The organism is Pseudomonas fluorescens HK44, from assembly GCF_000217955.3.
GTDB lineage: Bacteria > Pseudomonadota > Gammaproteobacteria > Pseudomonadales > Pseudomonadaceae > Aquipseudomonas > Aquipseudomonas fluorescens_AQ.
This window is the reverse complement of the sequence record NZ_AFOY02000012.1, coordinates 26,114-50,239: the sequence shown is the minus strand read 5'-3', so window position 1 is coordinate 50,239 and position 24,126 is coordinate 26,114. Positions and strand designations below refer to the sequence as shown.

29 protein-coding genes and 2 pseudogenes are annotated in these 24,126 nt (G+C 58.9%); 13 read left to right on the top strand and 18 right to left on the bottom strand.

All coding sequences use genetic code 11. The annotated features are described in order from the left end of the window. Window positions 1–8: 8 nt before the first annotated feature. Window positions 9–599 carry a hypothetical protein gene (locus HK44_RS11735; protein WP_031319422.1) on the bottom strand — a complete coding sequence of 197 codons (591 nt, stop codon included), beginning with the start codon at window positions 597–599 and terminating at the stop codon, window positions 9–11. Further along, a pseudogene (locus HK44_RS11730) lies at window positions 565–1,306 on the bottom strand (SURF1 family protein). Before HK44_RS11730 ends, HK44_RS11735 begins: the two are co-directional and overlap by 35 nt. A gap of 69 nt (window positions 1,307–1,375) precedes the next feature. Between HK44_RS11730 and HK44_RS11725 the strand changes: the two are divergent. Further along, window positions 1,376–1,579: a twin transmembrane helix small protein gene (locus tag HK44_RS11725; protein ID WP_019694466.1), complete on the top strand. Its 204-nt coding sequence runs from the start codon at window positions 1,376–1,378 to the stop codon at window positions 1,577–1,579. Between the two features lie 8 nt (window positions 1,580–1,587). Here HK44_RS11725 and HK44_RS11720 read toward each other — a convergent pair whose 3' ends face one another. The 4 genes from HK44_RS11720 to coxB form a co-directional block, all read right to left on the bottom strand. Beyond that, entirely contained in the window at window positions 1,588–2,475 is an 888-nt protein-coding gene (locus HK44_RS11720) for a cytochrome c oxidase subunit 3 (protein ID WP_019694465.1), read from the bottom strand. A gap of 34 nt (window positions 2,476–2,509) precedes the next feature. Beyond that, a complete protein-coding gene (locus HK44_RS11715) occupies window positions 2,510–3,067 on the bottom strand; it encodes a cytochrome c oxidase assembly protein (RefSeq protein WP_019694464.1) in 558 nt (185 codons plus the stop codon). Between the two features lie 27 nt (window positions 3,068–3,094). Further along, complete coding sequence (ctaD, locus tag HK44_RS11710) at window positions 3,095–4,690, bottom strand: cytochrome c oxidase subunit I (RefSeq protein WP_019694463.1); 1,596 nt, start codon at window positions 4,688–4,690, stop codon at window positions 3,095–3,097. A gap of 82 nt (window positions 4,691–4,772) precedes the next feature. Continuing rightward, window positions 4,773–5,900, bottom strand: coding sequence for a cytochrome c oxidase subunit II (gene coxB, locus HK44_RS11705; protein ID WP_019694462.1), 1,128 nt, complete (start codon window positions 5,898–5,900; stop codon window positions 4,773–4,775). Between the two features lie 373 nt (window positions 5,901–6,273). Between coxB and HK44_RS11700 the strand changes: the two genes are divergently transcribed. Then, on the top strand, window positions 6,274–6,924 hold the full coding sequence (locus HK44_RS11700; RefSeq protein ID WP_019694461.1) for a hypothetical protein: 651 nt from the start codon (window positions 6,274–6,276) through the stop codon (window positions 6,922–6,924). A gap of 174 nt (window positions 6,925–7,098) precedes the next feature. Here HK44_RS11700 and HK44_RS11695 read toward each other — a convergent pair. From HK44_RS11695 to HK44_RS11685, 3 genes and pseudogenes are all read right to left on the bottom strand, one after another. Further along, a pseudogene (locus HK44_RS11695) lies at window positions 7,099–7,288 on the bottom strand (SulP family inorganic anion transporter); the annotation flags it as partial. Window positions 7,289–7,312: 24 nt separating this feature from the next. Further along, window positions 7,313–8,044 carry a carbonic anhydrase gene (locus HK44_RS11690; RefSeq protein WP_019694460.1) on the bottom strand — a complete coding sequence of 244 codons (732 nt, stop codon included), beginning with the start codon at window positions 8,042–8,044 and terminating at the stop codon, window positions 7,313–7,315. Between the two features lie 244 nt (window positions 8,045–8,288). Beyond that, window positions 8,289–9,347, bottom strand: coding sequence for a PA0069 family radical SAM protein (locus HK44_RS11685; protein ID WP_019694459.1), 1,059 nt, complete (start codon window positions 9,345–9,347; stop codon window positions 8,289–8,291). 245 nt (window positions 9,348–9,592) lie between these two features. On the opposite strand from HK44_RS11685, the gene HK44_RS11680 reads away from it, so the two are divergent. Beyond that, complete coding sequence (locus tag HK44_RS11680) at window positions 9,593–9,898, top strand: hypothetical protein (RefSeq protein ID WP_019694458.1); 306 nt, start codon at window positions 9,593–9,595, stop codon at window positions 9,896–9,898. 328 nt (window positions 9,899–10,226) lie between these two features. Beyond that, a complete protein-coding gene (locus tag HK44_RS11675) occupies window positions 10,227–10,883 on the top strand; it encodes a dual specificity protein phosphatase family protein (protein ID WP_019694457.1) in 657 nt (218 codons plus the stop codon). Between the two features lie 135 nt (window positions 10,884–11,018). On the opposite strand, the gene HK44_RS11670 is transcribed toward HK44_RS11675, so the two are convergent. Next, a complete protein-coding gene (locus HK44_RS11670; protein WP_019694456.1) occupies window positions 11,019–11,309 on the bottom strand; it encodes a YheV family putative zinc ribbon protein in 291 nt (96 codons plus the stop codon). Next, a complete protein-coding gene (gene prlC / locus HK44_RS11665) occupies window positions 11,306–13,384 on the bottom strand; it encodes an oligopeptidase A (RefSeq protein WP_019694455.1) in 2,079 nt (692 codons plus the stop codon). Before prlC ends, HK44_RS11670 begins: the two co-directional genes overlap by 4 nt. 62 nt (window positions 13,385–13,446) lie before the next feature. Between prlC and HK44_RS11660 the strand changes: the two genes are divergently transcribed. Further along, a complete protein-coding gene (locus HK44_RS11660) occupies window positions 13,447–13,992 on the top strand; it encodes a gamma carbonic anhydrase family protein (protein ID WP_019694454.1) in 546 nt (181 codons plus the stop codon). A gap of 27 nt (window positions 13,993–14,019) precedes the next feature. Continuing rightward, entirely contained in the window at window positions 14,020–14,670 is a 651-nt protein-coding gene (locus HK44_RS11655; protein ID WP_019694453.1) for an HAD family hydrolase, read from the top strand. Between the two features lie 162 nt (window positions 14,671–14,832). Here the strand turns inward: HK44_RS11655 and HK44_RS11650 are convergent, their stop codons facing one another. Next, entirely contained in the window at window positions 14,833–15,909 is a 1,077-nt protein-coding gene (locus tag HK44_RS11650; protein WP_019694452.1) for an aminopeptidase, read from the bottom strand. Between the two features lie 59 nt (window positions 15,910–15,968). Between HK44_RS11650 and HK44_RS11645 the strand changes: the two genes are divergently transcribed. Further along, entirely contained in the window at window positions 15,969–16,385 is a 417-nt protein-coding gene (locus HK44_RS11645) for a hypothetical protein (protein ID WP_019694451.1), read from the top strand. A 40-nt stretch (window positions 16,386–16,425) separates the two neighbouring features. Further along, window positions 16,426–16,845 (top strand): hypothetical protein, encoded by a 420-nt coding sequence (locus tag HK44_RS11640; protein WP_019694450.1) that lies wholly within the window; start codon window positions 16,426–16,428, stop codon window positions 16,843–16,845. A gap of 6 nt (window positions 16,846–16,851) precedes the next feature. Here HK44_RS11640 and HK44_RS11635 read toward each other — a convergent pair whose 3' ends face one another. Further along, a complete protein-coding gene (locus HK44_RS11635; protein WP_019694449.1) occupies window positions 16,852–17,085 on the bottom strand; it encodes a DUF1161 domain-containing protein in 234 nt (77 codons plus the stop codon). A 127-nt stretch (window positions 17,086–17,212) separates the two neighbouring features. Further along, on the bottom strand, window positions 17,213–17,644 hold the full coding sequence (locus HK44_RS11630) for an OsmC family protein (protein WP_019694448.1): 432 nt from the start codon (window positions 17,642–17,644) through the stop codon (window positions 17,213–17,215). 241 nt (window positions 17,645–17,885) lie between these two features. Here HK44_RS11630 and HK44_RS11625 point away from each other — a divergent pair, with 241 nt between their 5' ends. After that, the gene (locus tag HK44_RS11625) at window positions 17,886–18,887 is read left to right on the top strand and encodes an LLM class flavin-dependent oxidoreductase (protein ID WP_019694447.1); all 1,002 of its coding nucleotides are present in this window, start codon (window positions 17,886–17,888) and stop codon (window positions 18,885–18,887) included. A gap of 67 nt (window positions 18,888–18,954) precedes the next feature. On the opposite strand, the gene HK44_RS11620 is transcribed toward HK44_RS11625, so the two are convergent. Together HK44_RS11620 and HK44_RS11615 are read right to left on the bottom strand one after the other, a co-directional pair. Next, window positions 18,955–19,176, bottom strand: a complete 222-nt coding sequence (locus HK44_RS11620) for a DUF1161 domain-containing protein (protein ID WP_019694446.1) — start codon at window positions 19,174–19,176, stop codon at window positions 18,955–18,957. Window positions 19,177–19,308: 132 nt separating this feature from the next. Next, on the bottom strand, window positions 19,309–19,524 hold the full coding sequence (locus HK44_RS11615) for a dodecin (protein WP_019694445.1): 216 nt from the start codon (window positions 19,522–19,524) through the stop codon (window positions 19,309–19,311). 142 nt (window positions 19,525–19,666) lie between these two features. Here HK44_RS11615 and HK44_RS11610 point away from each other — a divergent pair, with 142 nt between their 5' ends. Next, window positions 19,667–19,993, top strand: coding sequence for a DUF883 family protein (locus HK44_RS11610; RefSeq protein ID WP_019694444.1), 327 nt, complete (start codon window positions 19,667–19,669; stop codon window positions 19,991–19,993). Here the strand turns inward: HK44_RS11610 and HK44_RS11605 are convergent. Then, window positions 19,990–20,880: a LysR family transcriptional regulator gene (locus tag HK44_RS11605; RefSeq protein ID WP_019694443.1), complete on the bottom strand. Its 891-nt coding sequence runs from the start codon at window positions 20,878–20,880 to the stop codon at window positions 19,990–19,992. The genes HK44_RS11610 and HK44_RS11605 overlap by 4 nt on opposite strands. A 112-nt stretch (window positions 20,881–20,992) precedes the next feature. On the opposite strand from HK44_RS11605, the gene trpB reads away from it, so the two are divergent. From trpB to HK44_RS11590, 3 genes are all read left to right on the top strand, one after another. Further along, window positions 20,993–22,228, top strand: coding sequence for a tryptophan synthase subunit beta (gene trpB, locus HK44_RS11600; RefSeq protein WP_019694442.1), 1,236 nt, complete (start codon window positions 20,993–20,995; stop codon window positions 22,226–22,228). Then, complete coding sequence (trpA, locus tag HK44_RS11595) at window positions 22,228–23,040, top strand: tryptophan synthase subunit alpha (protein WP_019694441.1); 813 nt, start codon at window positions 22,228–22,230, stop codon at window positions 23,038–23,040. Before trpB ends, trpA begins: the two co-directional genes overlap by 1 nt. Window positions 23,041–23,164: 124 nt before the next feature. Further along, window positions 23,165–23,596, top strand: a complete 432-nt coding sequence (locus tag HK44_RS11590; RefSeq protein WP_019694440.1) for an anti-virulence regulator CigR family protein — start codon at window positions 23,165–23,167, stop codon at window positions 23,594–23,596. Window positions 23,597–23,761: 165 nt separating this feature from the next. Here the strand turns inward: HK44_RS11590 and HK44_RS11585 are convergent, their stop codons facing one another. Then, window positions 23,762–24,088 (bottom strand): DOPA 4,5-dioxygenase family protein, encoded by a 327-nt coding sequence (locus HK44_RS11585; protein WP_019694439.1) that lies wholly within the window; start codon window positions 24,086–24,088, stop codon window positions 23,762–23,764. Between the last annotated feature and the right edge of the window lie 38 nt (window positions 24,089–24,126).

Genomic DNA, 24,126 nt, shown 5'->3' with positions numbered 1-24,126 from the left:
CGATGCCCTTATCCGATGTTCGACAGTTTCAGCAGGTGGCGCAGGTCGTTGAGCAGGTCCTTGCCTTTGACGCTGGGGTCGAAGCGCAGCACCAGATTGCCGTGCGGATCGATGATCCAGAGCTGCGCCGAGCCTTTGCCCTGAACATTTTTAGTGTAGGTCGAAAGGTCCAGTGGATAACGTTGCAACTGCGGGTATTCGAGCTTGAGCTTGGCCTCATAATCCGCGCTCAAGGGTTGGGCGACGGCCAAAGCATGGCTGGCACGCGAGGCATCGGGGCCCAGAGCGACCTGAATCTGCCGGGCCAGGTACACCAACTGCTGACAATCGACCGAGCAGTCCTGCGGTGCGGTCACCAGCATCTGCCAGCGGTCTTCGTCCGCCTGCACCCCCAGGTCGGCACGGCTCTGACCGTTGCCGATCAGTTCACCGTGATAGCTGCGACCTTCCGGCACCCAGAACTGCAACTTGTACATGCCGGTGGCGAGGATCATCGGACCAATCACCATCAGCAGGATCAGCACCAGCTGCCAGCGCCCACGACGACGATGTGGTGCCTGCGCCTCAGACATGTTGGGTGGACTCATGGCCGCTCCCATGCTGTTTCTCCTTTGCGTTGTGCCATCCGAAATAGAGATAAAGACCGAACAGCGCGAGCGCCATGGCGAACCACTGCACGGCATAACCGAGGTGTTTTTCCGGCCCCATGGCCACGACCGGCCAATCAACCACATAAGATGCCGGCCCGGCCTCTTCACGTAATTCGTAAGCAAACCCGGTTCGGCCCAGCTCGTTCCAGAGCTTGGCCGGTTCGATCGCCGTCACCAGCCGTGGCCAGTTGGCGTTCGCCGGATCGGCGTGCAGTTGAAAGGTCGCGCCCGGGGGGACATACACCCAGGCGTCGAGACTCAACGATTGCTCGGGGGTGGTGAACACCGGCGGTGTGCGCCGGTTCGGCCACGGCAGCCAGCCGCGATTGAGCAATAACCAGAGACCGCTCGCCTGATCATGAAAGGGTTGCAGCAGCTCGACCCCTGGCCGGCCATTGCGGGTGCGGTTGTCCAGCAGGTAACTGTGGGCCGCATCGAACTGGCCATGCAGGTGAACGCGTCGGAATGCCGGGTCTTGTGTGCTCGACAGTTGTTCGCTGGCCATCGGTTCAGCCACGCGGCGTTCGGCGTAGCTCTCCAGCAACACGCGTTTCTGCTCGCCCCGACTTAATTGCCAAAAAACCCAGAAAGACCAGCAACGGCAGCAGCGCGAGGACCACCAGGGTCGGCGCGATGCCCGGCGCAAAGCGTTTCATGGCTTCGCCGAAAAGTAGATAAACAGGGTCGCTATACTCAAGTACATTGCATTCCCCCGGAGTCTCACCATGCTCAAAGCAGCCATCGTCCTGATGCTGATTGCCACGGTTGTCAGCCTGTTCAGCGGCCTGTTTTTTCTGGTCAAGGACGACAGCAGCTCAAAACGCCTGGTCACCGCCCTGAGTGTTCGTGTCGGCCTGGCTGCCATCACCGTCGGCTTGATTGCCTGGGGATTCTTCAGCGGCCAGCTGGTGTCCAGCGCCCCCTGGTAAGTGCCGCCTCAAAGCACGTAAACGAAGACAAACAGGCCAATCCACACCACATCGACGAAGTGCCAATACCAACTGGCCGCCTCGAAGCCGAACTGGTGATCGCCATCGAAATGCCCACGCATGATCCGCATCAGCATCACGAACAGGATGATCGTGCCGATGGTCACGTGAGCGCCGTGGAAACCGGTCAGCATGAAGAAGGTCGCGCCATACACGCCTGAGCCCAGGGTCAGTCCCAGCTCGTGATAGGCGTGGATGTATTCCTTGGCCTGGAAGCTGAGGAACGCACAGCCCAGCAGTACCGTCAGCGCCAGCCAGAGCTTCAGTGCACCGCGATGGCCCTTTTTCAAGGCATGGTGGGCGATGGTCACCGTGACGCTGGAGCTCACCAGCAACACCGTGTTCAGCAGCGGCAAGCCCCAGGGACTAATGACTTCCTTGGGCGGCGGGAAGAGTGTCGGGTCAGGGGTGTGCAGCAGCGGCCAGGCGAACTGGAAGTTCGGCCAGAGCATGTGCGCGATGCCCTTGCCGCCCTCACCACCGAGCCACGGCCCGGACAGGTTGCGCACGTAGAACAGCGCACCGAAGAAGGCGATGAAGAACATTACCTCGGAGAAAATGAACCAGCTCATGCCCCAACGGAACGAGCGATCGAGCTGCGAGCTATACAACCCCGCGCGGCTTTCCTTGATCACCGTGCCGAACCAGCCGAACAGCATGTAGGCCAGCAACAGACCGCCAACGAAAAAGATCAGCGGGCCGTGGGATTCCGGGCGCGCTGCCTTGAGATCGTTGAACCAGGTGGCCAGGCCAAACACCGTGACGAACATGCCGATCGTGGCAATGATCGGCCATTTGCTCTGGGCGGGAACGTAATAGTGTTCATGAGTTGCCATTTATTGTTCTCCTTATCGGGCACGCTTGTACGTCTCAAGGACCGGCATTGGTGTTGGCCACGACCGGGGGATGACGTGCGGTGATATCGAACAGCGTGTAAGCCAGCGTCAGGTGCTTCACATCCTTGGAAATCTCACGGTCAACGATGAAACGGACGGGCATTTCGATTCGTTCACCGGGTTGCAGCACCTGCTGGGTGAAGCAGAAGCACTCGGTCTTGTGGAAATACACCGCTGAGTCGCCTGGAGAAATGCTCGGTATCGCCTGCGCGCTCATTGGGTGATCGGTAGGATTGCGGGCGACGAAGATCATCTCGTTCACCGCCCCCGGATTGATCACCATGTCGTCGGCCTTGGGATAAAACTCCCAGACCATGTCCACGGCGTTGGTCGACAGAAACTGCACGCGGATTTGCCGCGACGTGTCGACCACCTGCTCGCCTTCGTACTGCCCGGCGGTTTTGCCGTTGATGCCGAACGCCTTGCACATCACGTCGTAAATCGGTACCAGGACAAACCCGAAGACAAACATGCTGGCCACCACCAACAGCAGCCGGGTGACCAGCTTCTTCATGGAAATAGAGTCAGCCATGACGGCGGGCCTCAGCGGCTATAACGTTCATTTCACTTCCGGTGGCGTGACAAAGGTGTGATACGGCGCCGGCGACGGCACGCTCCACTCCAGGCCTTCTGCTCCCTCCCAAGGTTTCGCCGGGGCCGCAGGGCCACCGCGAATGGTCTTGATCACGATGAACAGGAAGAAAATCTGCGTCGCCCCGAAGGTGAACGCGCCAATCGACGACACCATGTTGAAGTCGGCGAATTGCAGGTTGTAGTCCGGAATCCGCCGCGGCATACCCGCTAACCCGACGAAGTGCATCGGGAAGAAGGCCATGTTCATGCCGATGAACGACAGCCAGAAATGCAACTTGCCGAGGGTTTCGTCATACATGTGGCCGGTCCATTTCGGCATCCAGTAGTAGGCCGAAGCAAAGATCCCGAAGATCGCCCCCGGCACCAGCACGTAGTGGAAGTGCGCGACCACGAAGTAGGTGTCCTGGTACTGGAAGTCCGCCGGAGCGATGGCCAGCATCAACCCGGAGAACCCGCCAATGGAGAACAGGATCACGAACGCCACGGCAAACAGCATCGGCGTCTCGAAAGTCAGCGAGCCTTGCCACATGGTGCTGACCCAGTTGAACACCTTGACCCCGGTCGGCACCGCGATCAGCAGCGTCGCGTACATGAAGAACAGCTCGCCCACCAGCGGGATGCCGACCACGAACATGTGGTGCGCCCAGACGATGAACGACAGGAAGGCAATACTCGCCGTGGCGTAGACCATCGAGGTGTAGCCGAACAGTGGCTTGCGCGCGAAGGTCGGAATGATCGAGCTGACGGCACCGAACGCCGGCAGGATCATGATGTACACCTCGGGGTGACCGAAGAACCAGAACACGTGCTGGAACAGCACCGGATCACCGCCACCGGCAGCGCTGAAAAAGCTGGTGCCGAAGTGGATGTCCATCAGCATCATGGTCACGCAACCCGCCAGCACCGGCATCACCGCGATCAACAGGAACGCGGTGATCAGCCAGGTCCAGACGAACAGCGGCATTTTCATCAGGGTCATGCCCGGCGCACGCAGGTTGAGGATGGTGGCGATCACGTTGATCGCCCCCATGATCGAACTGATACCCATCAGGTGGATCGCAAAGATGAAGAAGGTCACGCTTTCCGGTGCGTAGGTCGTCGATAGCGGAGCGTAGAAGGTCCAGCCGAAGTTCGGTCCGCCACCCGGCATGAACAGCGTCGACACCAGCAGCAGGAACGCTGCCGGCAACAGCCAGAAGCTGAAGTTGTTCATCCGCGGCAGGGCCATGTCCGGCGCGCCGATCATCAGCGGGATCATCCAGTTGGCGAGGCCGACAAACGCCGGCATCACCGCACCGAAGACCATCACCAGACCGTGCATGGTGGTCATCTGATTGAAGAACGCCGGTTCGACGATCTGCAGTCCGGGCTGGAACAATTCGGCGCGAATCACCATGGCGAACGAGCCGCCCAGCAGGAACATCATGAAGCTGAACCACAGGTACAGCGTGCCGATGTCTTTGTGGTTGGTGGTCAGCACCCAGCGCATCAGGCCCTTGGCCGGACCGTGGACATGGTTGTCGACGATTGCATGACCGTGGTCATCGTTCACAGCATTCATGGCCTGTCTCCTGCAAACGGGTGGGCTGGGCGGCTCGGGGTGGTTAGCCCCAAGCGTTCAAGGGAACACGCAATAGACCGGGTCATTTGCTTGCCGCCTGTTTGAGGGCCAGTACGTCTTTAGGGGTGACCATGTCGCCTTTGTTGTTGCCCCAGGCATTTCGCTCGTAGGTTACGACGGCGGCGATATCGACTTCCGACAGCTGTTTGCCGAATGCCGCCATGGCGGTGCCGGGTTTGCCGAAAAACACACGGTGCAGGTGGTCCTCTATTGGCCCGGTCGCGATGGGCGAACCTTTGAGTGCCGGGAACAGCGGTGGCATACCCTGGCCTTCAGGCTGGTGACAGGCAGCGCAGGTGGTGTGATAAATCTTGTCGCCACGCTCCTTCAGCTCGTCCAAGGTCCACTCTTTGCTGGTCAGCTCCTTGAGCTTGGCGGCATCGGCTTTGCGCTCGGTCAGCCAGGTGTCGTAGTCGGCCTGGGTTTTGACATCGACCACAATCGGCATGAAGCCATGGTCCTTGCCGCACAATTCGGCGCACTGGCCACGGTAGATGCCGGGCTTGTCTACGCGGGTCCAGGCTTCGTTGACGAACCCGGGAATCGCATCGCGCTTGACCGCAAACGCCGGCACCCACCACGAGTGGATAACGTCGGCAGAGGTCACCAGAAAGCGCACCTTGGCACCGGTCGGCAGCACCAGCGGCTGATCCACTTCCAGCAGGTAATTTTCGCCTTTGGCGCTCTTGTTGTGGATTTGCTCTTGCGGGGTGGCCAGGTTGCTGAAGAACTCGACGTCCTGACCCAGGTATTTGTAATGCCACTTCCACTGATAACCGGTGATCTGGATATCGATATCCGGCTCACTGGTGTCGTACATCTTGATCAGAGTCGCGGTCGCCGGGACGGCCATGGCCACCAGAATGATGAAAGGCACCACGGTCCAGAGAATCTCGACCGTCGTACTTTCATGGAATTTTGCGGCCACCTGCCCGGTGGAGCGCCGATGGACCATCATCGACCAGAACATGACGCCGAAAACGATGATGCCGATCACCACACAGATCCAGAAAATGGTCATATGCAGATCGAATACTGCGTGACTGACTTCAGTCGCTCCAGGCGCCATATTCACAGTCCAGGCCGCTTGCGCCTGACCGAAAATCGACCACAACAGGAGGCCCATCCAGACATGTGGATGTCGCATCATTGCGGGTTCCCCTTATCGTTCTTGTTATCCCGCCGGCTAACACCGACGGCAAGGGAGCGGCTTTTTCAGACTACGAACTTGAATCGCCGGGCCTTGCTGCCTACGCAGTCGGGCGTCATCAGCTAACTCCATTCAGATCCGAGTATAGACAGCGAGTGCGACCCCGCAACGCGATGGCGTAAATGAGCTGAAACACCTGACACTTGCGCCACAGGCCACGGATGGAGAAGGATGTGGGATCGGTGATGGCAAATCGATATAACGCAGTGGCATCAAAGGTGAAACAATTATGACAAATACGTCTTAGCCACTTGTATAAGCAGGCTAACTTATGTCTTCCCCTATTTCCTTGCATTCGTTTCCTGGAGTTTTCATGAACACCGCCGCATTGCGCGAGCAGATTCAACGTGCCCAACAACATGAAGCCGAAACCGGTCAGCTGACCCGTCAGCTGGAAGTCCAATTGCCGCACCTGCATTCAGCCATTCAATTGCCAGACATCGACGCCAAGGGCGTGATGACCCGTTTTGTCACCGCTTATATAGAACAAGTGCCGGACTTGCTTGACGCCGCCAATGAGGTAGCGCGCGAAGCGGGGATCGAGTCGCAGATCAAACCGGTGCTGAAAATCGCCGAGCAGTTCTTCCTCCAGCCACCGGCAATCATGGCCGGTCACGAAGGCCTGGATGGCCTGCTGGACGAAGCCTACCTGGCACATCGCCTGGTAGAAGAGGTTAACGACCTCTACATCAAACATTTCGGCCAGCCACTGATCCCATTGGACATGACTGTCGCCAACCTGATTGCCCACCAACTGATCGGCGAGGACTTCGCCAATCAACTGGATGAGGCCGTGCATCACGCCGTTGATGAGATGCTGAACGAAGAAAGCTTCGCGCTGGAGTCCGTCGAAGCCTACCGGGAAAAACTCAACAGCCCGGACACCGGTGCCGCCTGGAAGCGCTGGCCATGCCTGTCGCGCCAGCTGGGCGTAGGCCTGGAACTGGATCAGCCGGCTGCCTGAGTCTGAACACACCCCTGTGGCGAGGGGGCTTGTCGGAACGCCGCACCGCCCCTTTGGGCCGCGAAGCGGCCCTCGCTTCTCCTGATATCTGCACGCACAGGTTTGCGGCTGCTGCGTAACAGAACGGGGCGGTGCGGCGTTCCGACAAGCCCGCTCGCCACAGTCAGCGCATCACTAAGACCCCACTCCCACGGTCGTCCGCAATCGCCCCTCCAGCCGGCGCTTCAATCAATAGCTTCGACCCCTTCGCCGCATTGGCCCGCCCCCATTCCTCAAGCAACTCCAGACATGAGTGGTCGATGTAACTCAAATTATTGAGCGGCACATGCACCGTCGCGCCCGCCGGAATAGCCCCCCTGGCCTGACCAGACAAGGTGTTTAGGAGGAATTAGAAGCGCGCTTTAGGTGTCGCCACGGGAATCGGATGACTGCCGTCCAGAGGCAGGAAGCAGCCCTTATCCGCGTCGTAGGCTTTGATTTCGCTGGTTTCGATGCTGTAGACCCAGCCATGGATAAACAGCTGACCGTTGGCCATGCGCGAGGCCACTGAAGGGTGAGTGCGCAAATGCTGCAACTGGGCGATGACGTTTTCTTCGGTAAGCACCTGCATGCTTTCGTTTTCGTCAGCGCAATGGCAGTTCTCCTGGACCATGGTTTTTGCCACTTCGGCGTGACGCAGCCAGGCTTTGACTGTGGGCATTTTTTCCAGGCTTTGCGGATTGAGTACAGCCCGCATGGCGCCGCAATCGGAGTGTCCGCAAATAATGATGTGCTGCACGCCAAGGGCCAGCACCGCGTATTCAATGGCCGTGGAAACCCCGCCGTTCATCTGGCCATAGGGCGGCACTACGTTGCCAACGTTGCGGGTGACAAACAGATCGCCGGGAGCGCTTTGGGTAATCAATTCGGGAACGATGCGAGAGTCCGCGCACGCAATGAACATCGCTCTGGGCTGCTGAGCCGTGGCGAGTTTCTTGAAGAGTTCTTCCTGTTGCGGGAAGACCTCGTGGTGGAAGTGTAAAAAGCCGTCAACGATATGCTGCAGCGCTGCATCGGCGCTTTCAGCCACAGGGAGGGCGGAAGCCGACGCAGCCAACGGCTGTTTATCCTTGTCACTCATGATTCATCCTCTTTGACGGAGTAGGGAAATTTTCCCGATTTACCTGGGATAAAGCCAGCGACTGGTTAGAAAACATCCAGATCACCGATCAGTGACCATCCAGTCACTCGATGAACAAGGTAACCACCGAAACTTAAATCAAACTGAATAAACCGCTCTAGAACCCGTGTTGCAGGCCACAAAAAACGTGACCAGCGTACCAACACCCAGCGTTCTCCACTACTCAACCATAGGCCAATTGTTGCTAAAGCAACGACATTTGAGCACCGGGCGGACAAAAGGCTGTGCAGTCCAGGTTGAAGCCTTCACGTTGATTGAGCCCAAGACGTTTTATTGTTTTGGCGAAGCGTTGCGCCAACAGATCGGCGAACGGTCCTTCGCCGCGCATGCGAGCGCCAAAGCGACTGTCATACAGTTCACCACCGCGGCTTTGCCGGATCAAGCTCAATACATGGGCTGCACGCTGCGGATAGTGGGCCGCCAGCCACTCCTCGAACAACGGTGCCACTTCCAGCGGCAGGCGCAACATCATGTAAGCCGCACTCTGCGCGCCGGCCGCATGGGCTTCGGTCAGCAGGCTTTCCAGTTCACTGTCGTTGATCATCGGGATCATCGGCGAACACAAAACGCCCACTGGAATCGCGGCCTCACGCATGACCCGAATCGCCCGCAACCGCGCCTTCGGGGCGGGCGTTCGCGGCTCAAGGATGCGCTTGAGCTCGTCGTCGAGGCTAGTCAGGCTGATCATCACCGCCACCAGCCGCTGCTCGGCCAACTCACTGAGCAGATCCAGATCGCGAAGAATCAGCGAGCCCTTGGTGATAATCGTCACCGGATGCCGGTAACGCAGCAGCACCTGGAGAATTCGCCGGGTGATTTTGTGTTCGCGCTCAATCGGCTGATAGGGATCGGTGTTGGAGCCCAGGTTGATCGGCGCACACTGATAACCACGCTTGGAAAGTTGCTGCTCCAACACGTCGGCAGCGTTACTTTTGGCGATCAGCTTCGTTTCGAAATCCAGCCCGGGCGACAGGTCCCAATAGGCATGACTGGGTCGTGCATAACAGTAAATGCAGCCGTGCTCGCAACCTCGATAGGGATTGATCGAGCGATCGAAGGGCAGGTCGGGCGAGTTGTTGCGGGTGATGATGGTTTTCGCCGTCTCGATACGCACCTCGGTGCCCTGGGTCAGCGGTGCTTCCTGGTACCAGCCATCGTCTTCGGCCACCGAGCGGTTCGGTGCAAAGCGATTGTGCGGGTTGCTGGCGGTCCCGCGTCCACGAGGTGGCAAGGGCGTGAACATTGGGAAAACCCTCAAGACTGTATACCCGTACAGTATCTAAAGATTCGCTGTCAGGCCAGTGCCGTTCGGCAGCTTTAGCGAAAGCTGCCAAGTTAAACCCCTATCTGTTTTATATAACTACTTGCCAGACAACCAATAAGCGTAAAAACGAGAAACATATAACCATTGGTCATCCGATAAAAGTTTCCCGTATTATCCTTGGCACACGCAACACCCTATAGGACAACCATTAAAAGGATTTAACAATGTCTTTCTTTAATCAACGCGGCATTTTTCTACAACTGCTGGCACCGACCATCATCAGTCCACAGGAAGCACAAGTTTCGATGCAACTAGCACGAAAAGAACCGGGCTGGGATGCGGAGAATGAAGTGCAGATCGAAACACTGGTGGATTCGATTTTCATCACCGCGGTCTCCAGTGATAGCGGTCGATCCTTCAATATCACGACTGTTAACAAGGATGTGGACGGTGATGGCGACATTGACGCCGATGACCAAGCCAAACTGCTGGCGCTGGCCAAAGCCTATGCCAATATTGTAAATCCCTGATGGGACCTGGTTCGGTACTTTTTAATACGGGCTAAAATCCAGACACTAACGCCTGCGAAAATAGTTTCGCAGGCGTTAGTTATTTCAATATAAAAAAATCCTCACGACATCTTATTAATTACTCAACATCATTTAATCTCCTTTACACCGCTAACGCTCACCCCACCACCACTGCTGATCGACCGACACCCGGCAAATACCGTCCTCGTAAAGTCAAAGGCACCGTCAGGCTTAACGATTCTTTGACAAGCCCCTCACAGAGCTTTGACTGCTCAGGGTGCAGGCTGGGCTCTAGTCGCCCATTCCTTCATCCACGGCCCCCTGACTCATGTCGAAAAACCACCTCTTGCTCGCTCTGTGCCTGTCGTTCATGGCAATCTTTGCGTTCGATCAGGTTCAGGCCGAGCAAACCCAATCCATCCGTCCCGCAGAATGGGCCCAACCCGTCGAAGCGCCGTACGGTCTTTACCAGATGTCACCGACCCTCTACCGCAGCACACTTCCCGATCACGGAGCGCTGCCACTGCTGGAAAAATTCCAGATCACGACGGTGATCAATTTTCTACCCGAGTCCGACGCAAGCTGGCTATCGACACCCGGCATCAACCTGGTGCAATTGCCGTACAAGACCAGCCATGTCGATGACAGCGAGGTGCTGAGCGCGCTACGGGCCATTCAAACTGGTCAAAGCAAAGGCCCAGTGTTGATCCATTGCAAACGCGGATCGGATCGCACTGGCTTGATAGCTGCGATGTACCGCGTGGTGGTGCAAGGCTGGAGCAAGGAAGACGCCCTGAGCGAAATGACCCAGGGCGGTTTCGACGACAATACCCATTTCAAGAACGGCATTCGCTACATGATGAAGGCAGACATCGACAAACTGCGTACCGCACTGGCCAACGGCGATTGCAGTACCAGTGTGTTTGCCACCTGCTCGATGAAAAGCTGGTTAAAAACGGTCAATAGCGAAGAACCGAAGTTCTGAGGGGCGCGCCACAACAAGCCCCTGACCCAAACAGGCAAGGTGGGTCGTGAACCTGCAATCGAGGAGTATGGCGTCAGTCGGTAATACCGCCCTTGAGCGATCAGGCTCAAAGGCGGATTGCAAAGCGCCGGGTGATCAGGAGTGATCGTCGGGCTTTTTCTTCAGCTTCGGGTTAGGGAAGAACTGCACCGCCTGGACTTTGGCGTCCGGGACTTTCAACGCGGTGGTATTGACCCGCGTCCCCAATTCCTTGGGCACTGACAGACCTTGCTCATTCAGCGTGTCGGAATAACCGCAGGCCACGCATTCGCGGTGCGGCACCTCGTCTTCGCTCCACATCATCAACTTGTCCGGTTCGCTGCACGCCGGGCAGACTGCCCCGGCGATGAAGCGTTTCTTGGTTTTGCTCACTGGTGCGTCACTCATGCTGCCGCGTCCTCGTCGAGGCCGCTGTGGCGCAAGAGTGCGTCAATCGACGGCGCACGTCCGCGGAAATCGACGAACAGCACCATCGGCTCCTGAGAACCGCCACGCGCCAGGATCGCCTCGCGGAACGCACGACCGGTGGCGGCATTGAGCACGCCTTCTTCCTCGAATTTCGAGAAGGCATCGGCCGACAGCACTTCAGCCCATTTGTAGCTGTAGTAACCGGCCGCGTAACCGCCAGCAAAGATGTGCGCGAAGCTGTTAGGGAAACGGTTGTAGGCCGGCGGACGCATCACCGAAACCTCGTCGCGCACACCTTCGAGCACTTGTAGCACGCTACGGCCGTCGCCATGGGTGGCGTGCAGCTCGAAGTCGAACAGCGAGAATTCCAGCTGGCGAACCATCATCAAACCGGACTGGAAGTTCTTCGCGGCAAGCATTTTTTGCAGCAGGTCCTGCGGCAGCGGCTCGCCGGTTTCGTAATGACCGGAGATCAACGCCAGCCCTTCGGGCTCCCAGCACCAGTTTTCCATGAACTGACTTGGCAGCTCGACCGCGTCCCACGCCACGCCGTTGATCCCGGACACGCCGGAATATTCAACGCGGGTCAGCAGGTGATGCAGACCGTGACCGAATTCGTGGAACAGCGTGGTGACTTCATCGTGGGTCAGCAGGGCAGGCTTGCCGCTGTCGGCCGGGGTGAAGTTGCACACCAGGTTGGCTACCGGGCTTTGCAGTACGCCTGCAGCGGTACGGCGACGGTCGCGGGCGCCGTCCATCCAGGCACCGCCGCGCTTGTTGGCGCGGGCATACAGGTCGAAGAAGAAGCGCCCGACGTGCTCGCCGTTCTCCTTGATTTCGAACAGGCGGACGTCCGGGTGCCAGGTCTCGAAACCTTTCAGCTCGGCGATTTCGATGCCATACAGACGCTGGACGATGGCGAACAGACCGCTCAGCACTTTATCGATCGGGAAGTACGCACGCAGGGCTTCCTGAGCAACGCTGTAACGCTGTTCACGGAGTTTTTCGCCGTAGAAACCGCTGTCCCAGCTTTGCAGATCAGGGCAGCCCTGTTCGGCAGCGTAGGCTTTGAGTTGTTCCAGATCCTGCGCGGCGAACGGTTTGCTGCGCTTGGCCAGGTCGCGCAGGAAGCTCAGCACCTGATCGCTGGACTCGGCCATCTTGGTCGCCAGGCTCAGCTGCGAGAAACTGGCGAAACCCAGCAGTTTGGCCAGTTCCTGACGCAGGTCGAGGATTTCTTCCATCACCGGGCCGTTATCGTTCTGACCGGCGTTCGGGCCTTGGTCCGACGCACGGGTGCAGTAAGCGGCGTAGACTTCTTCGCGCAGCGCGCGGTCTTGGGCGTAGGTCATCACCGCGTAGTAGCTCGGGAATTCCAGGTTGATCAGCCAGCCTTGCAGATCTTTGGCTTGGGCCGCAGCAGCCATTTGCGCCTTGGCCGAATCGGTCAGGCCGGCGAGGGCGGCCTCATCGGTGATGTGTTTGGTCCAGGCCTGGGTGGCATCGAGCAATTGGTTGGAGAAATGGCTGCCCAGCTCGGACAGCTTGCTCTGCACCTCGGCATAACGCTTTTGCTCAGGCGCCGGCAAATCGATACCCGATAAACGGAAGTCACGCAGCGCGTGTTCCAGTATGGTTTTTTGCGCGACATCGAAACCGGCCGCTTCCGGGCTATTGACCAGCGCTTCATAGGCCTGGAACAGCTCGCGGTTCTGGCCCATTTCGGTGGCGTAGGCACTCAGCGCCGGCAGGCAGGACTCGTAAGCCTCACGCAGTTCGGCACTGTTGCACACCGCATTCAGGTGACTGACCGGGCTCCAGGCTGCGCCCAGGCGATCGTTCAGTTCGTCCATCGCCAGCACCAGACCCGCCCAGGTAGGCTGTTTGCCCTGGCTTTTGAGGAGCTCGGCGATGGCGGCGCGGTTGTCCGCGAGGATCTGTTCGATGGCCGGTTGTACGTGCTCGGCGCGGATCGCCGAGAACGGCGGCAGGTCGTAGGGCTGCAAAAGAGGATTGTTCACGCTCACGGTTGACACCTTGGCTGGAAGAAACATGCGGCCATCTTAATTACAATCGACGCCATCCGCAGCTATCAACAACAGAGAGAGAGCCTATCGTGTCCCTTCGCAAGTACCAGAACCACACCCCCATGCTCGGCAAAGGCGCCTTTGTCGACAGCTCGGCGGTGGTGATCGGCGACGTCGAAATAGGCGAAGACAGCTCGGTCTGGCCGCTGACCGTGATCCGCGGCGACATGCACCGCATCCGCATTGGCCAGCGCACCAGCGTGCAGGATGGCTGCGTGCTGCACATCACCCACGCCGGGCCCTTCAACCCCGATGGCTTCCCGCTGCTAATCGGCGACGACGTGACCATTGCCCACAAAGTCATGCTGCACGGCTGCTCTGTCGGCAACCGGATCCTGATCGGCATGGGCAGCATTGTCATGGACGGCGCAGTAGTCGAAGACGAGGTGATCATCGGCGCTGGCAGCCTGGTACCGCCGGGCAAGCGCCTGGAAAGCGGTTTCCTCTATGTCGGCAGCCCGGTGAAACAGGTCCGTCCGCTGACTGACAAGGAACGGGCGTTTTTCACCTACAGCGCAGCCAATTACGTGAAGCTCAAAGACCTGCATCTGGCCGAAGGCTACGACCAGCTCTGACTTAGGCAGACTTATTCAGGAATGTTCATGCATTACCAAACCGTTTTGTTCGACCTCGATGGCACCCTGACCGACCCGCGTGAGGGCATCACTCGCTCGATCCAGTTCGCCTTGAGCAAATTGGGGATCGACGAGCCCGACCTGACCAAGCTCGAACACTTCATCGGCCCGCCATTGCTGCAAGCCTTCATGCAGTCCTACGACTTCGACGAGCCCAAGGCCTGGGAGGCGGTGAATTTCTATCGCGAGCGCTTCAAGGTTACCGGTCTGTACGAAAACCGCGTGTTCGACGGTGTCATACCATTGCTGGAAACCCTTGATGGGCAAGGGCGGCAGCTGTACATCGCGACATCGAAGCCGTGGGTTTTCGCCCGGGAAATCGCCCGGCACTTCGGTTTCGATCGGCACTTCAAAGTGATCTACGGCAGCGAACTGGATGGCACCCGCACCGATAAGGTCGAGCTGATTGCCCATTTGATGGCCGAAGAAGGTCTGGACCCGGCCACCACGCTGATGATCGGAGACCGCAAACACGACCTGATCGGCGCCAGGCGCAACGGTCTGGACGCAGCAGCGGTGGGCTATGGCTTCGGCAGCCACGAAGAGTTGAGCGCCGAACAGCCGGCGTATTACTTCGAGACATTGGCCGAGTTGCATCAGGCGTTTTTGCGGGGTTAGCCGCTGGACCGCTTTTGTGGCGAGGGAGCTTGCTCCCGCTGGCCGGTCCGCGCTCGGGCGCAGCAGTCGTAACTTGCGGAAGGTGTTCAACCTAAAACACCGTGCCGCATGATATTGGGGTCGCTGCGCGACCCAGCGGGAGCAAGCTCCCTCGCCACAGGGCTACTTGCCAACCAACGCTTTCAACGCAGCCTTTCGCTCCCCAACGGGCAACCTGCCGAGTTTTTCCACGGCGGCGTAGAAAGCCACCCAGTTACCATCAACCTGTCTGAACAAAGCGGAAAACGCCGGCACCCACTGGTCATAGAGTCCGAATGGCAGCAGCCGGGCGTTGTTCATCGGGGCATTGATCCAGGCATCAAAGCGCTTATCGCCGGCCCATTGGCCGTCGCGCAGGGTCCGATAATCGCTGCGCAAACGGTCGAACTCGGCGGCTTTACGCTGGCGCATCTGTTCGGTCGCCAAGGGCAATGCATAGAGTTTTTCGAGGCGAGCACGGGTGTCCAGAATCAGCCGGGTAAATTGATCACGTTGTTGCTCTTGAGCCCTGCCGGCCGGCGGTAAACCGCGCGCCGCACGCCATTGGCGGGTGCCTTCCTGTTCGACGAAGGTGGCGAAAGATTCGTTGAACTCCGTGTCGTCCTTCACATAAAACCGCTGATGCGCCAGTTCGTGAAAAATCAGCGTTGCCAGACGCTCGTCACCCCAGTTCATCATTGAACTGATGATCGGGTCGTTGAACCAGCCCAGGGTCGAATAGGCTTCAACGCCACTGATCGACACGTCCATGCCCTGCAGGCGCTGCAGCGCAGCGTCGCCTCGCGCGGCGCTCTGGCTGTAGTACCCGCGATAGGCCACGCACCCGGCAATCGGAAAGCAATGATTCTGCGGCTTGAGGGAAAACTCCGGCGTGGCGAACACATTCCACACCACATACGGTCGGCCGATGTCGGCGTAGAGGCGATAACTTTTGTTGTCGGGCAAGTGCAACCGCTGGCTGGCGAACTCTCGGGCCTTTTGCGACTCAGCCAGGTGCGCGCGCAGCTTCGCGTCACGCGCAGGGTCGGCAATCACCTCGCTCACCGGTTCACGCGCATGCAGCAATTGCCACTGACCGCTGGCCAACTGGCCGTAATAACTGACGCTCGAGCAACCGTTCAGCAACAAAAGCAACGCGGCCGGAAACAAAACGCGCAAAACGCGATCAAGTAACCGATGGCTTGAAAGCAGCCTGATCACATCAAATCATCCTTGGGGAGTCTGCTCGCAAGACTATCTCGCCTGACTGGAGCTTCGCTATGCGCGCGTTAATGCTGACTGCAAACCTGCTGATGCTGGCTGGCTGTGCCGGACTGCCGCAACCCGACCCCACGCAAGCCTGGATCGACCTCGGTCCCCATCAAAATGACACCGTGCTGCAAGCGCTGGAAGTGGATGCCAAGGCCTCCGCCGATAAACGCTACTTCCAGGTTCCACCGGGCAGCCATGAGTTGAAGGTGCGTTATCAGTTCGCGGTAGCACCGACGAATATCGGCCCCGACGCCAAACCGCTGTGGCGCGATTGCCGGTTAAGTATGAAATTCAACGACTTTGGCGCCGGCCAGCGATATCAACTGCAAGCAGGGAATATCGGCTTCCGGCCGTGGGCCAAACTCTACGATCAACAGCGCAAAGTCGTTGGCCAAGCGCATCTGGCGGGCTGCCAGCGCACCTGATCGGCGCTATGATTAATATCTGACCAGCCGGAATTTCATCATGCGCAGGACCCTGCTATTTCTCGCCATCAGCTCTCTGACTGCCTGTGTGAGCCCGCTGCCCGCCGCGAACCCGAACATGGCCTGGGTCGACTTCGCCATGCCGACGCCCGGGGGCAAGGTCCTCATGGCCGAGAGCCTGGACAATAAGCGCCTGAAAGACGGGCGATTCTTCCAGGTCACACCCGGTAGCCATGAACTGAAGGTTCGCTTCGACTTCGAGCTGTTTTACGGAGGTTTTGGCATGGAATTCGACTCGCCAAACCGACTGTGCTATTTGACCGTGCACTACGATCATTTCGAAGCCGGCCAACGTTACCTGCTCGAAGCTCGCTCGCTGACCTCCACGCCCAGCGCCCGGCTGTATAACGCCAAGCGCGAGCTCGTCGCCGAAGAGAGCCAGACTTTCTGCCTGCCGTAAGGCGAATTATCTGTCGTTCTTCTGATAGATGATTTTCTTCGTTCCGCCTTCACACGTGCCGACCACCATGTTCTGGTCGTGCACTTCGTCATTGGTGACGATCTCCAGGGTGTAGGACGATACGTTATTGGCCTGGATCTTGGCTTCAATCTCGGCCTTGAGTTCTTCGCAGGATTTGGTTGCCGCCAGGGCCGATGTGGCCAGCACACTGCAGATAACCGCCAAGGCAAAACGTTTCATGGTTGAAGCTCCCTTGAGGCAGCGCGCACCGTCATGCGCTGAAGCTGCTGTCACTTATTCGACCACAGTTTCGCGCTGCGAGTTCTGATTTGAAGCAGCTGGCGTGCCAGCTGCTGCCAGGGAGCGATCAGCCCACGAGTGTCGCATCAAGCGTAATTTTAGCGTTCAACACCTTGGAAACCGGGCAGCCCTCTTTGGCTTTTTTGCTCAGTTCTTCGAACTGCTGCTGGCTGGCGCCGGGGATTTTCGCTTTGAGTGTCAGGTGCACGGCGGTGATCGCAAAACCACCGTCTACCTGATCCAGCGTCACCTCGGCCTGGGTGTCGATCGTGTCGGCCTTGAGGCCAGCCTCACCGAGAATCATTGAAAATGCCATGGAGAAACACCCCGCATGAGCAGCGCCGATCAGCTCTTCCGGGTTGGTGCCCGGGCCGCCTTCGAAGCGTGCCTTGAAGCCATAAGGTGCATTTTTCAGGACCCCGGTTTCGGTCGAGATAGAACCAAGGCCGGTTTTCAGATCACCGACCCAATGCGCCGATGCTTTCTTTTTGATACTCATCTGTGCCTCCTCAAAATCCGGCGCGGGGGGCGCGCCTTCATGGTTTTCGGTTGCCTGGGTTCTGAGGATAGAAGGCTGGGCAAAGTTCATCGTGTCGGATCGAACCGCTTATCTGGTCGGCAATTTCACGTCTGCTATTGAAACTCGGGTATATGCCCACATTGCATAGAACACGCTCATGCATTCGGCAGGTTTTCGTTGGTGAGAAAAGCCTGCGTACCCTCATTGGAGAAGCCGGCTTATGAAACAACTGTCCGATATCAAGTTCTCGACGCTGGACCTTGTGCCCGTTCGCGAGAACGGCAGCCCCGCGCAATCGCTGCGCAACTCGCTGGACCTGGCGCAACACGTGGAGAAGTGGGGCTATAACCGCTTCTGGGTCGCCGAACACCACAACATGGATGGCATCGCCAGTTCCGCGACTTCTGTACTGCTTGGCTATCTGGCCGGCGGGACGTCGAGCATTCGTGTCGGCTCCGGTGGCGTGATGCTGCCCAACCATGCGCCGCTGGTGATCGCCGAACAATTTGGCACCCTTGAAAGCCTCTATCCTGGGCGAATCGACCTCGGTCTGGGTCGCGCACCGGGCTCCGATCAAATGACTGCCCGCGCCTTGCGCCGTGAACGCTCCGGCAGCGCCGATGATTTCCCCGAGGACGTGGCCGAACTGATGCGCTACCTGGGCCCACGCACGCCGGACCAGCGCATTATCGCGATGCCCGGCACCGGCACCCATGTGCCGGTCTGGCTATTGGGCTCCAGCCTGTTCAGCGCGCAACTGGCCGGCGAACGCGGTTTGCCTTACGCCTTCGCCTCGCATTTCGCACCGCGTTATATGCATGAAGCGATTCGGGTTTACCGCAATCACTTCAAGCCTTCAGCCGTACTGGATAAACCCTACGTGATGCTGGGCGTGCCGCTGGTAGCCGCCGACACCGACGAACGCGCCGATTATCTGGCAACCTCGGTCTACCAACGGATTCTGGCGCTGATGCGTGGCCAAAGCCTGGTTCAGCGGCCACCGGTAAAAACCATGGACGGCCTGTGGTTGCCCCATGAGAGGGAAGCTGTCGGTGATTTCCTGGGTCTGGCCATGGTTGGCAGCCCGGCGAAAATTCGCGGCAAACTTGAAGTGCTGATCGAGCAGACTCAAGCCGACGAGTTGATCTTCACCTGTGACCTCTACGAACACGCTGATCGCCTGCATTCCTACGAACTGCTGGCGCAAGTGATGAAGGGCTAAGCCCCGGATAACGCCTGCAAAAAAGCCGACGCCATGGCGTCGGCTTTACATAAACAGCTGACTCAACCTATTTCTTGTAGACGATGACCTTCTTGCCCGCCTCGCACTTGCCGACCACCTTGCCACCCGCGGCCGCGCCTTTATCGACGATTTCCAGCGAATAGTTCTTGGAGCCCTTGGCGTCGACTTTTGCCGCTATTTCGCTTTTCAACTCTTCGCACGGCTTGCCCGCTGCAAAGGTTGTTCCTGCAATGCTCAACAAACCCACCGCCAACATAAATTTCTTCATCGGTCACATTCCCTGGTCGGATCAAAAGGGGTAAGCGTTAACACTCGGGCGCCTGACGCCCAAGACGAAGTAGCGCTTTGCCATTCCCTATGGCAATCGGCCAGCGCACAAGTTCAAAAGCCTAGCTCAACCTCAGCTATTGGCAATCCTGAACCCGACTTTGAGCGTGACCTGAAAGTGTGCCGCCTTGCCGTCCTTGATGTGCCCGCGAGTTTCGGTGACCTCGAACCACTCCATGTACTTGATGCTTTTGCTGGCCTCGGCCAACGCGTTGTTGATGGCGTCTTCAATGCTGGTAGGGGACGAGCCAACCAGTTCGACTTTCTTGTAAGTGTGATGGTCAGTCATGGCGTTCTCCTGGAATTGTGATTAGAGCCTAGCAGCGATTGTCGGTATTTCTTCTGTCGGCGAACGTTCAGATTGACTGCACTTTCCCGAACCGTTGGAGTCCCAACCAACATACGCACTCAATCAGAGAAGGAGAGTCACCATGGCCATCACCTCGTTGCGTAAAGCGTCATTGCAAAGCATGGAAACCGAGATCGAGAGTCTGCTCAAGTCGTTGGAAAGCCTGAAGAGCGATACTTCAGACGAGTCGCTGAAAACCCTCAAGGCCCTCAAAAACAACGCCGAGAGCGCGCTGAAACACTCGCGCCACCTGCTCAGCGATGCGTACGAAGACGTCAAAGTCAAAACCCGCGAAACCGGGATCGCCACCCGCGATTACGCCCAGGAACATCCATGGACCACGGCAAGCGCCGCGGTCGGTGCCTTGGGTTTGCTGGCGGCGTATCTGCTGTACAAACGTGGCCACTAAGGCTGGCGCAGCTCGTTTTTCAGCCACTGCGCCAACTGCCGAGCGCGCCCGTCTGCGGCGCGCTTGGGTAGCCACAACGCCAGTTGCGCCGGGGTTTCACTAAAACCCCACGGCGCAACCAGGCGACCGGCCTTCAAATCCTCGGCCACCAGCGGCTCAGGGGCAATCGCCACGCCCAGCCCGGCCACCGCCGCCTCCAGCAAATAATACAAATGCTCGAAACCCTGCCCGAACTTCAGCGCTTTGGCGTCGAGATCGTTGCGCTGCGCCCAACTGGGCCAGGCTTGCGGGCGTGAAGTGGTGTGCAACAAGGATTCGTTGAGCAGCGCAGCCGCCGGCGCCTGGCGCAGGGTGTCGTAACCGGCAAAGCGTGGGCTGAGCACCGGGCCGATGCGCTCGCTGGCCAATTCATAAACCTGCATGTCCGCAGGCCATGGCGGCTCGGCAAACACCAGCAAGGCATCGAGCCCCGGCCGCCGAGGGTCAAGATCGCCTTCACCCGCCGACAGGTGCAAACGCAAGTCCGGCAGGTCGGCATTCAGCCGGCCCAGACGTGGAATGAACCAGCGCGCCAGTAAACTGCCGGAGCAACCGAGCACGAATGGCGCGTCGGCGTGGCCTTGCGTCAGCTCACCGCACACGGTGCGCAATCGCTCGAAGGCCTCGCTGCTGGCATCGCGTAACCGCACGCCGGCATCTGTGAGTTTCAGGCCGCGCCCGTCCTTGACGAACAGGCTCACCCCCAGATGCTCCTCCAGCACTTTCAACTGTCGACTGACCGCACCGTGAGTCACGTGCAGTTGCTCCGCAGCCTGACTGACACTGTTCAGGCGGGCAGTGGCTTCGAAGGCGCGCAGGGCGTTTAGCGGGGGAAGGTCGTGGCTCATGGGATCTGTGAGTTTTCCTGACAGGTTACGGCGATCTTATCGGTTTTCAGCCCGGAACGTCAGGGGTAGAGTGAACGCCATTGCCACTTCACGTATTCAACTGGAGCGCCCCATGACCCAGACTAATCTGCGTAACGGCCCTGATGCCAACGGCCTGTTTGGCGCGTTCGGCGGCCGCTACGTTGCCGAAACCCTGATGCCGTTGATCCTCGACCTGGCCCGCGAATACGAAGCGGCCAAGGATGATCCGGCGTTCAAAGAAGAACTGGCCTACTTCCAGCGCGACTATGTCGGTCGTCCAAGCCCGCTGTACTTCGCCGAGCGTCTGACCGAGTTCTGCGGCGGCGCGAAGATCTACCTCAAGCGCGAAGAGCTGAACCACACCGGCGCGCACAAGATCAACAACTGCATCGGCCAGATCCTGCTGGCGCGGCGCATGGGCAAAAAACGCATCATCGCCGAGACCGGCGCCGGCATGCACGGCGTGGCGACCGCCACCGTGGCCGCGCGCTTTGGCCTCGATTGCGTGATCTACATGGGCACCACCGACATCGAGCGCCAACAGGCCAACGTGTTCCGCATGAAACTGCTGGGTGCCGAAGTGATCCCCGTGGTTGCCGGCACCGGCACTCTGAAAGACGCGATGAACGAAGCCCTGCGTGACTGGGTGACCAACGTCGACAGCACCTTCTACCTGATCGGCACCGTGGCTGGCCCGCACCCTTACCCGGCGATGGTCCGCGACTTCCAGGCGGTGATCGGCAAGGAAACCCGCGAACAACTGCAAGCCAAGGAAGGTCGCCTGCCGGACAGCCTGGTGGCGTGCATCGGCGGTGGTTCCAACGCCATGGGCCTGTTCCACCCGTTCCTCGATGACAAAAGCGTCGAAATCATCGGCGTTGAAGCGGCGGGCCATGGCATCGAAACCGGCAAGCATGCGGCCAGCCTGAACGGCGGCGTACCGGGCGTGCTGCACGGCAACCGGACCTTCCTGTTGCAGGACGACGATGGCCAGATCATCGATGCTCACTCGATCTCCGCCGGCCTCGACTATCCGGGTATCGGCCCGGAACACGCCTGGTTGCATGACATCGGCCGCGTTCAGTACACCTCGGTAACTGACCACGAAGCCCTCGATGCCTTCCACAAATGCTGCCGCCTGGAAGGGATTATTCCTGCACTGGAAAGCGCCCACGCCCTGGCCGAAGTGTTCAAACGCGCACCGACCCTGCCAAAAGATCACCTGATGGTGGTCAATCTGTCCGGCCGTGGCGACAAAGACATGCAGACCGTCATGCACCACATGGAACACTCTCAACAAGAGCACTCCCAGCAGGAGAAACACTGATGAGCCGCCTGCAAACGCGCTTCGCCGAACTCAAAGAACAGAACCGCGCCGCCCTGGTGACCTTCGTCACTGCCGGCGACCCGAGCTATGACACCTCATTGGCGATCCTCAAAGGTTTGCCAGCGGCGGGGGCCGACGTGATCGAACTGGGCATGCCCTTCACCGATCCGATGGCCGACGGCCCGGCGATCCAGCTCGCGAACATCCGCGCCCTGGGCGCCAAACAGAACCTGGCGAAAACCCTGCAAATGGTTCGCGAGTTCCGCAAAGACAACAACGACACTCCGCTGGTGCTGATGGGTTACTTCAACCCGATCCACTACTACGGCGTACCGCGCTTCATCAGCGATGCGAAAGAAGCTGGTGTTGACGGTCTGATCGTGGTCGACATGCCGCCCGAGCATAACGCCGAGCTGTGCGACCCGGCGCAAGCGGCAGGCATCGACTTCATCCGCCTGACCACTCCGACCACCGACGATGTGCGTCTGCCGACGGTGCTCAATGGCAGTTCCGGTTTCGTTTACTACGTGTCGGTGGCCGGTGTGACCGGCGCTGGCGCAGCAACGCTGGAACACGTCGAAGAAGCCGTGGCCCGCTTGCGTCGCCACACCGACCTGCCGATCAGTATCGGGTTCGGTATCCGCACACCGGAGCAAGCGGCGTCCATCGCCCGCCTGGCAGACGGCGTGGTGGTGGGTTCGGCGCTGATCGACCACATCGCTAACGCGACCACACCTGAGCAGGCCATCGACGGTGTACTGGGCCTGTGCTCGGCGCTGTCCGAAGGTGTGCGTAAAGCCCGCGTCAGCTAAGAGTAAAGTTCCTGATACAGAGGAATTAAGTGCCCGGCACCGCAGACTAAATAGCAAGACCCAGGGGTTTGGAACCGAGTTCTGAGCCCCTTTTTTTGCTGTGGATGCTCTGAGGAAGACCCAAATGAAAATGCCCAAACGCTTGATCGCCAGCCTGGGTGTATTGATGCTCGGCGCCACGCCCTTGCTCCACGTAAGCGCCGATGAACGCGACGATCATGATCGCGGCGGCCCGCGGTATGAGCATCGTGGCGACGATTACCGCGATCACCGCCCCGAATACAGACGGCCACCGCATGACTTCGGTCCGGTGCGCGAAGTGATCCGCGTCAACCACGGGTATTTCGTACGCGGTGCACCACCACCGCCGGGCGTTCGCTGGGTCAGAGGCCAACCCTTGCCCCGCGGCTACTACGGCGAACGCCTGGACAGTCGAGCCCTTGAGCACTTGCCGTACTACCCAGGTTACGAATGGCGACGCATGGGCGGTGACATCGTGCTGATCGCCGTAGGCACCGGGGTGGTTTATGAAGTGCTGGAAGGCGTTTTGTACTAAATACCGTCCGTGGCGAGGGAGCTTGCTCCCGCTGGGTCGCGAAGCGGCCCCAACTTCAACGACCCGTTTACATCAGGTAAGACGAGGTCGCTGGATTACGACTGCTACGCAGTCGAGCGGGAGCAAGCTCCCTCGCCACGGGTTTGCACTGCACTGAACAAATGCTCAAAAAATCGACAAATCCAGCGGCCGAACCGCACCCATCCAGATCGCATGGTCGGTGTGGTCGGCCAGGTCGTCACCCGTATCCGGATGCACAAACACCACCAAACCTTTGCGATTGAGCGCCAGCCATGGCAGCACTTCGCCGAGCTGCTCCGGCGCGAAGGCCAATTGGCAGCTCCAGTCCGGGTGCGGGCCAACCTGCCGTTCGTGCACCCGGCCCATCTTCAGCGGAAATAACTGCGCGGCCTGCTCACACAGGGCCCGCGCCTGATCGATGGTGTTCGCATTGAAGTAAACATGGGCGTGATAGCCCTTGATCCGTTGCATAGCGTTCTCGTGTCTCACAATTCAATCCTCACCCGCAA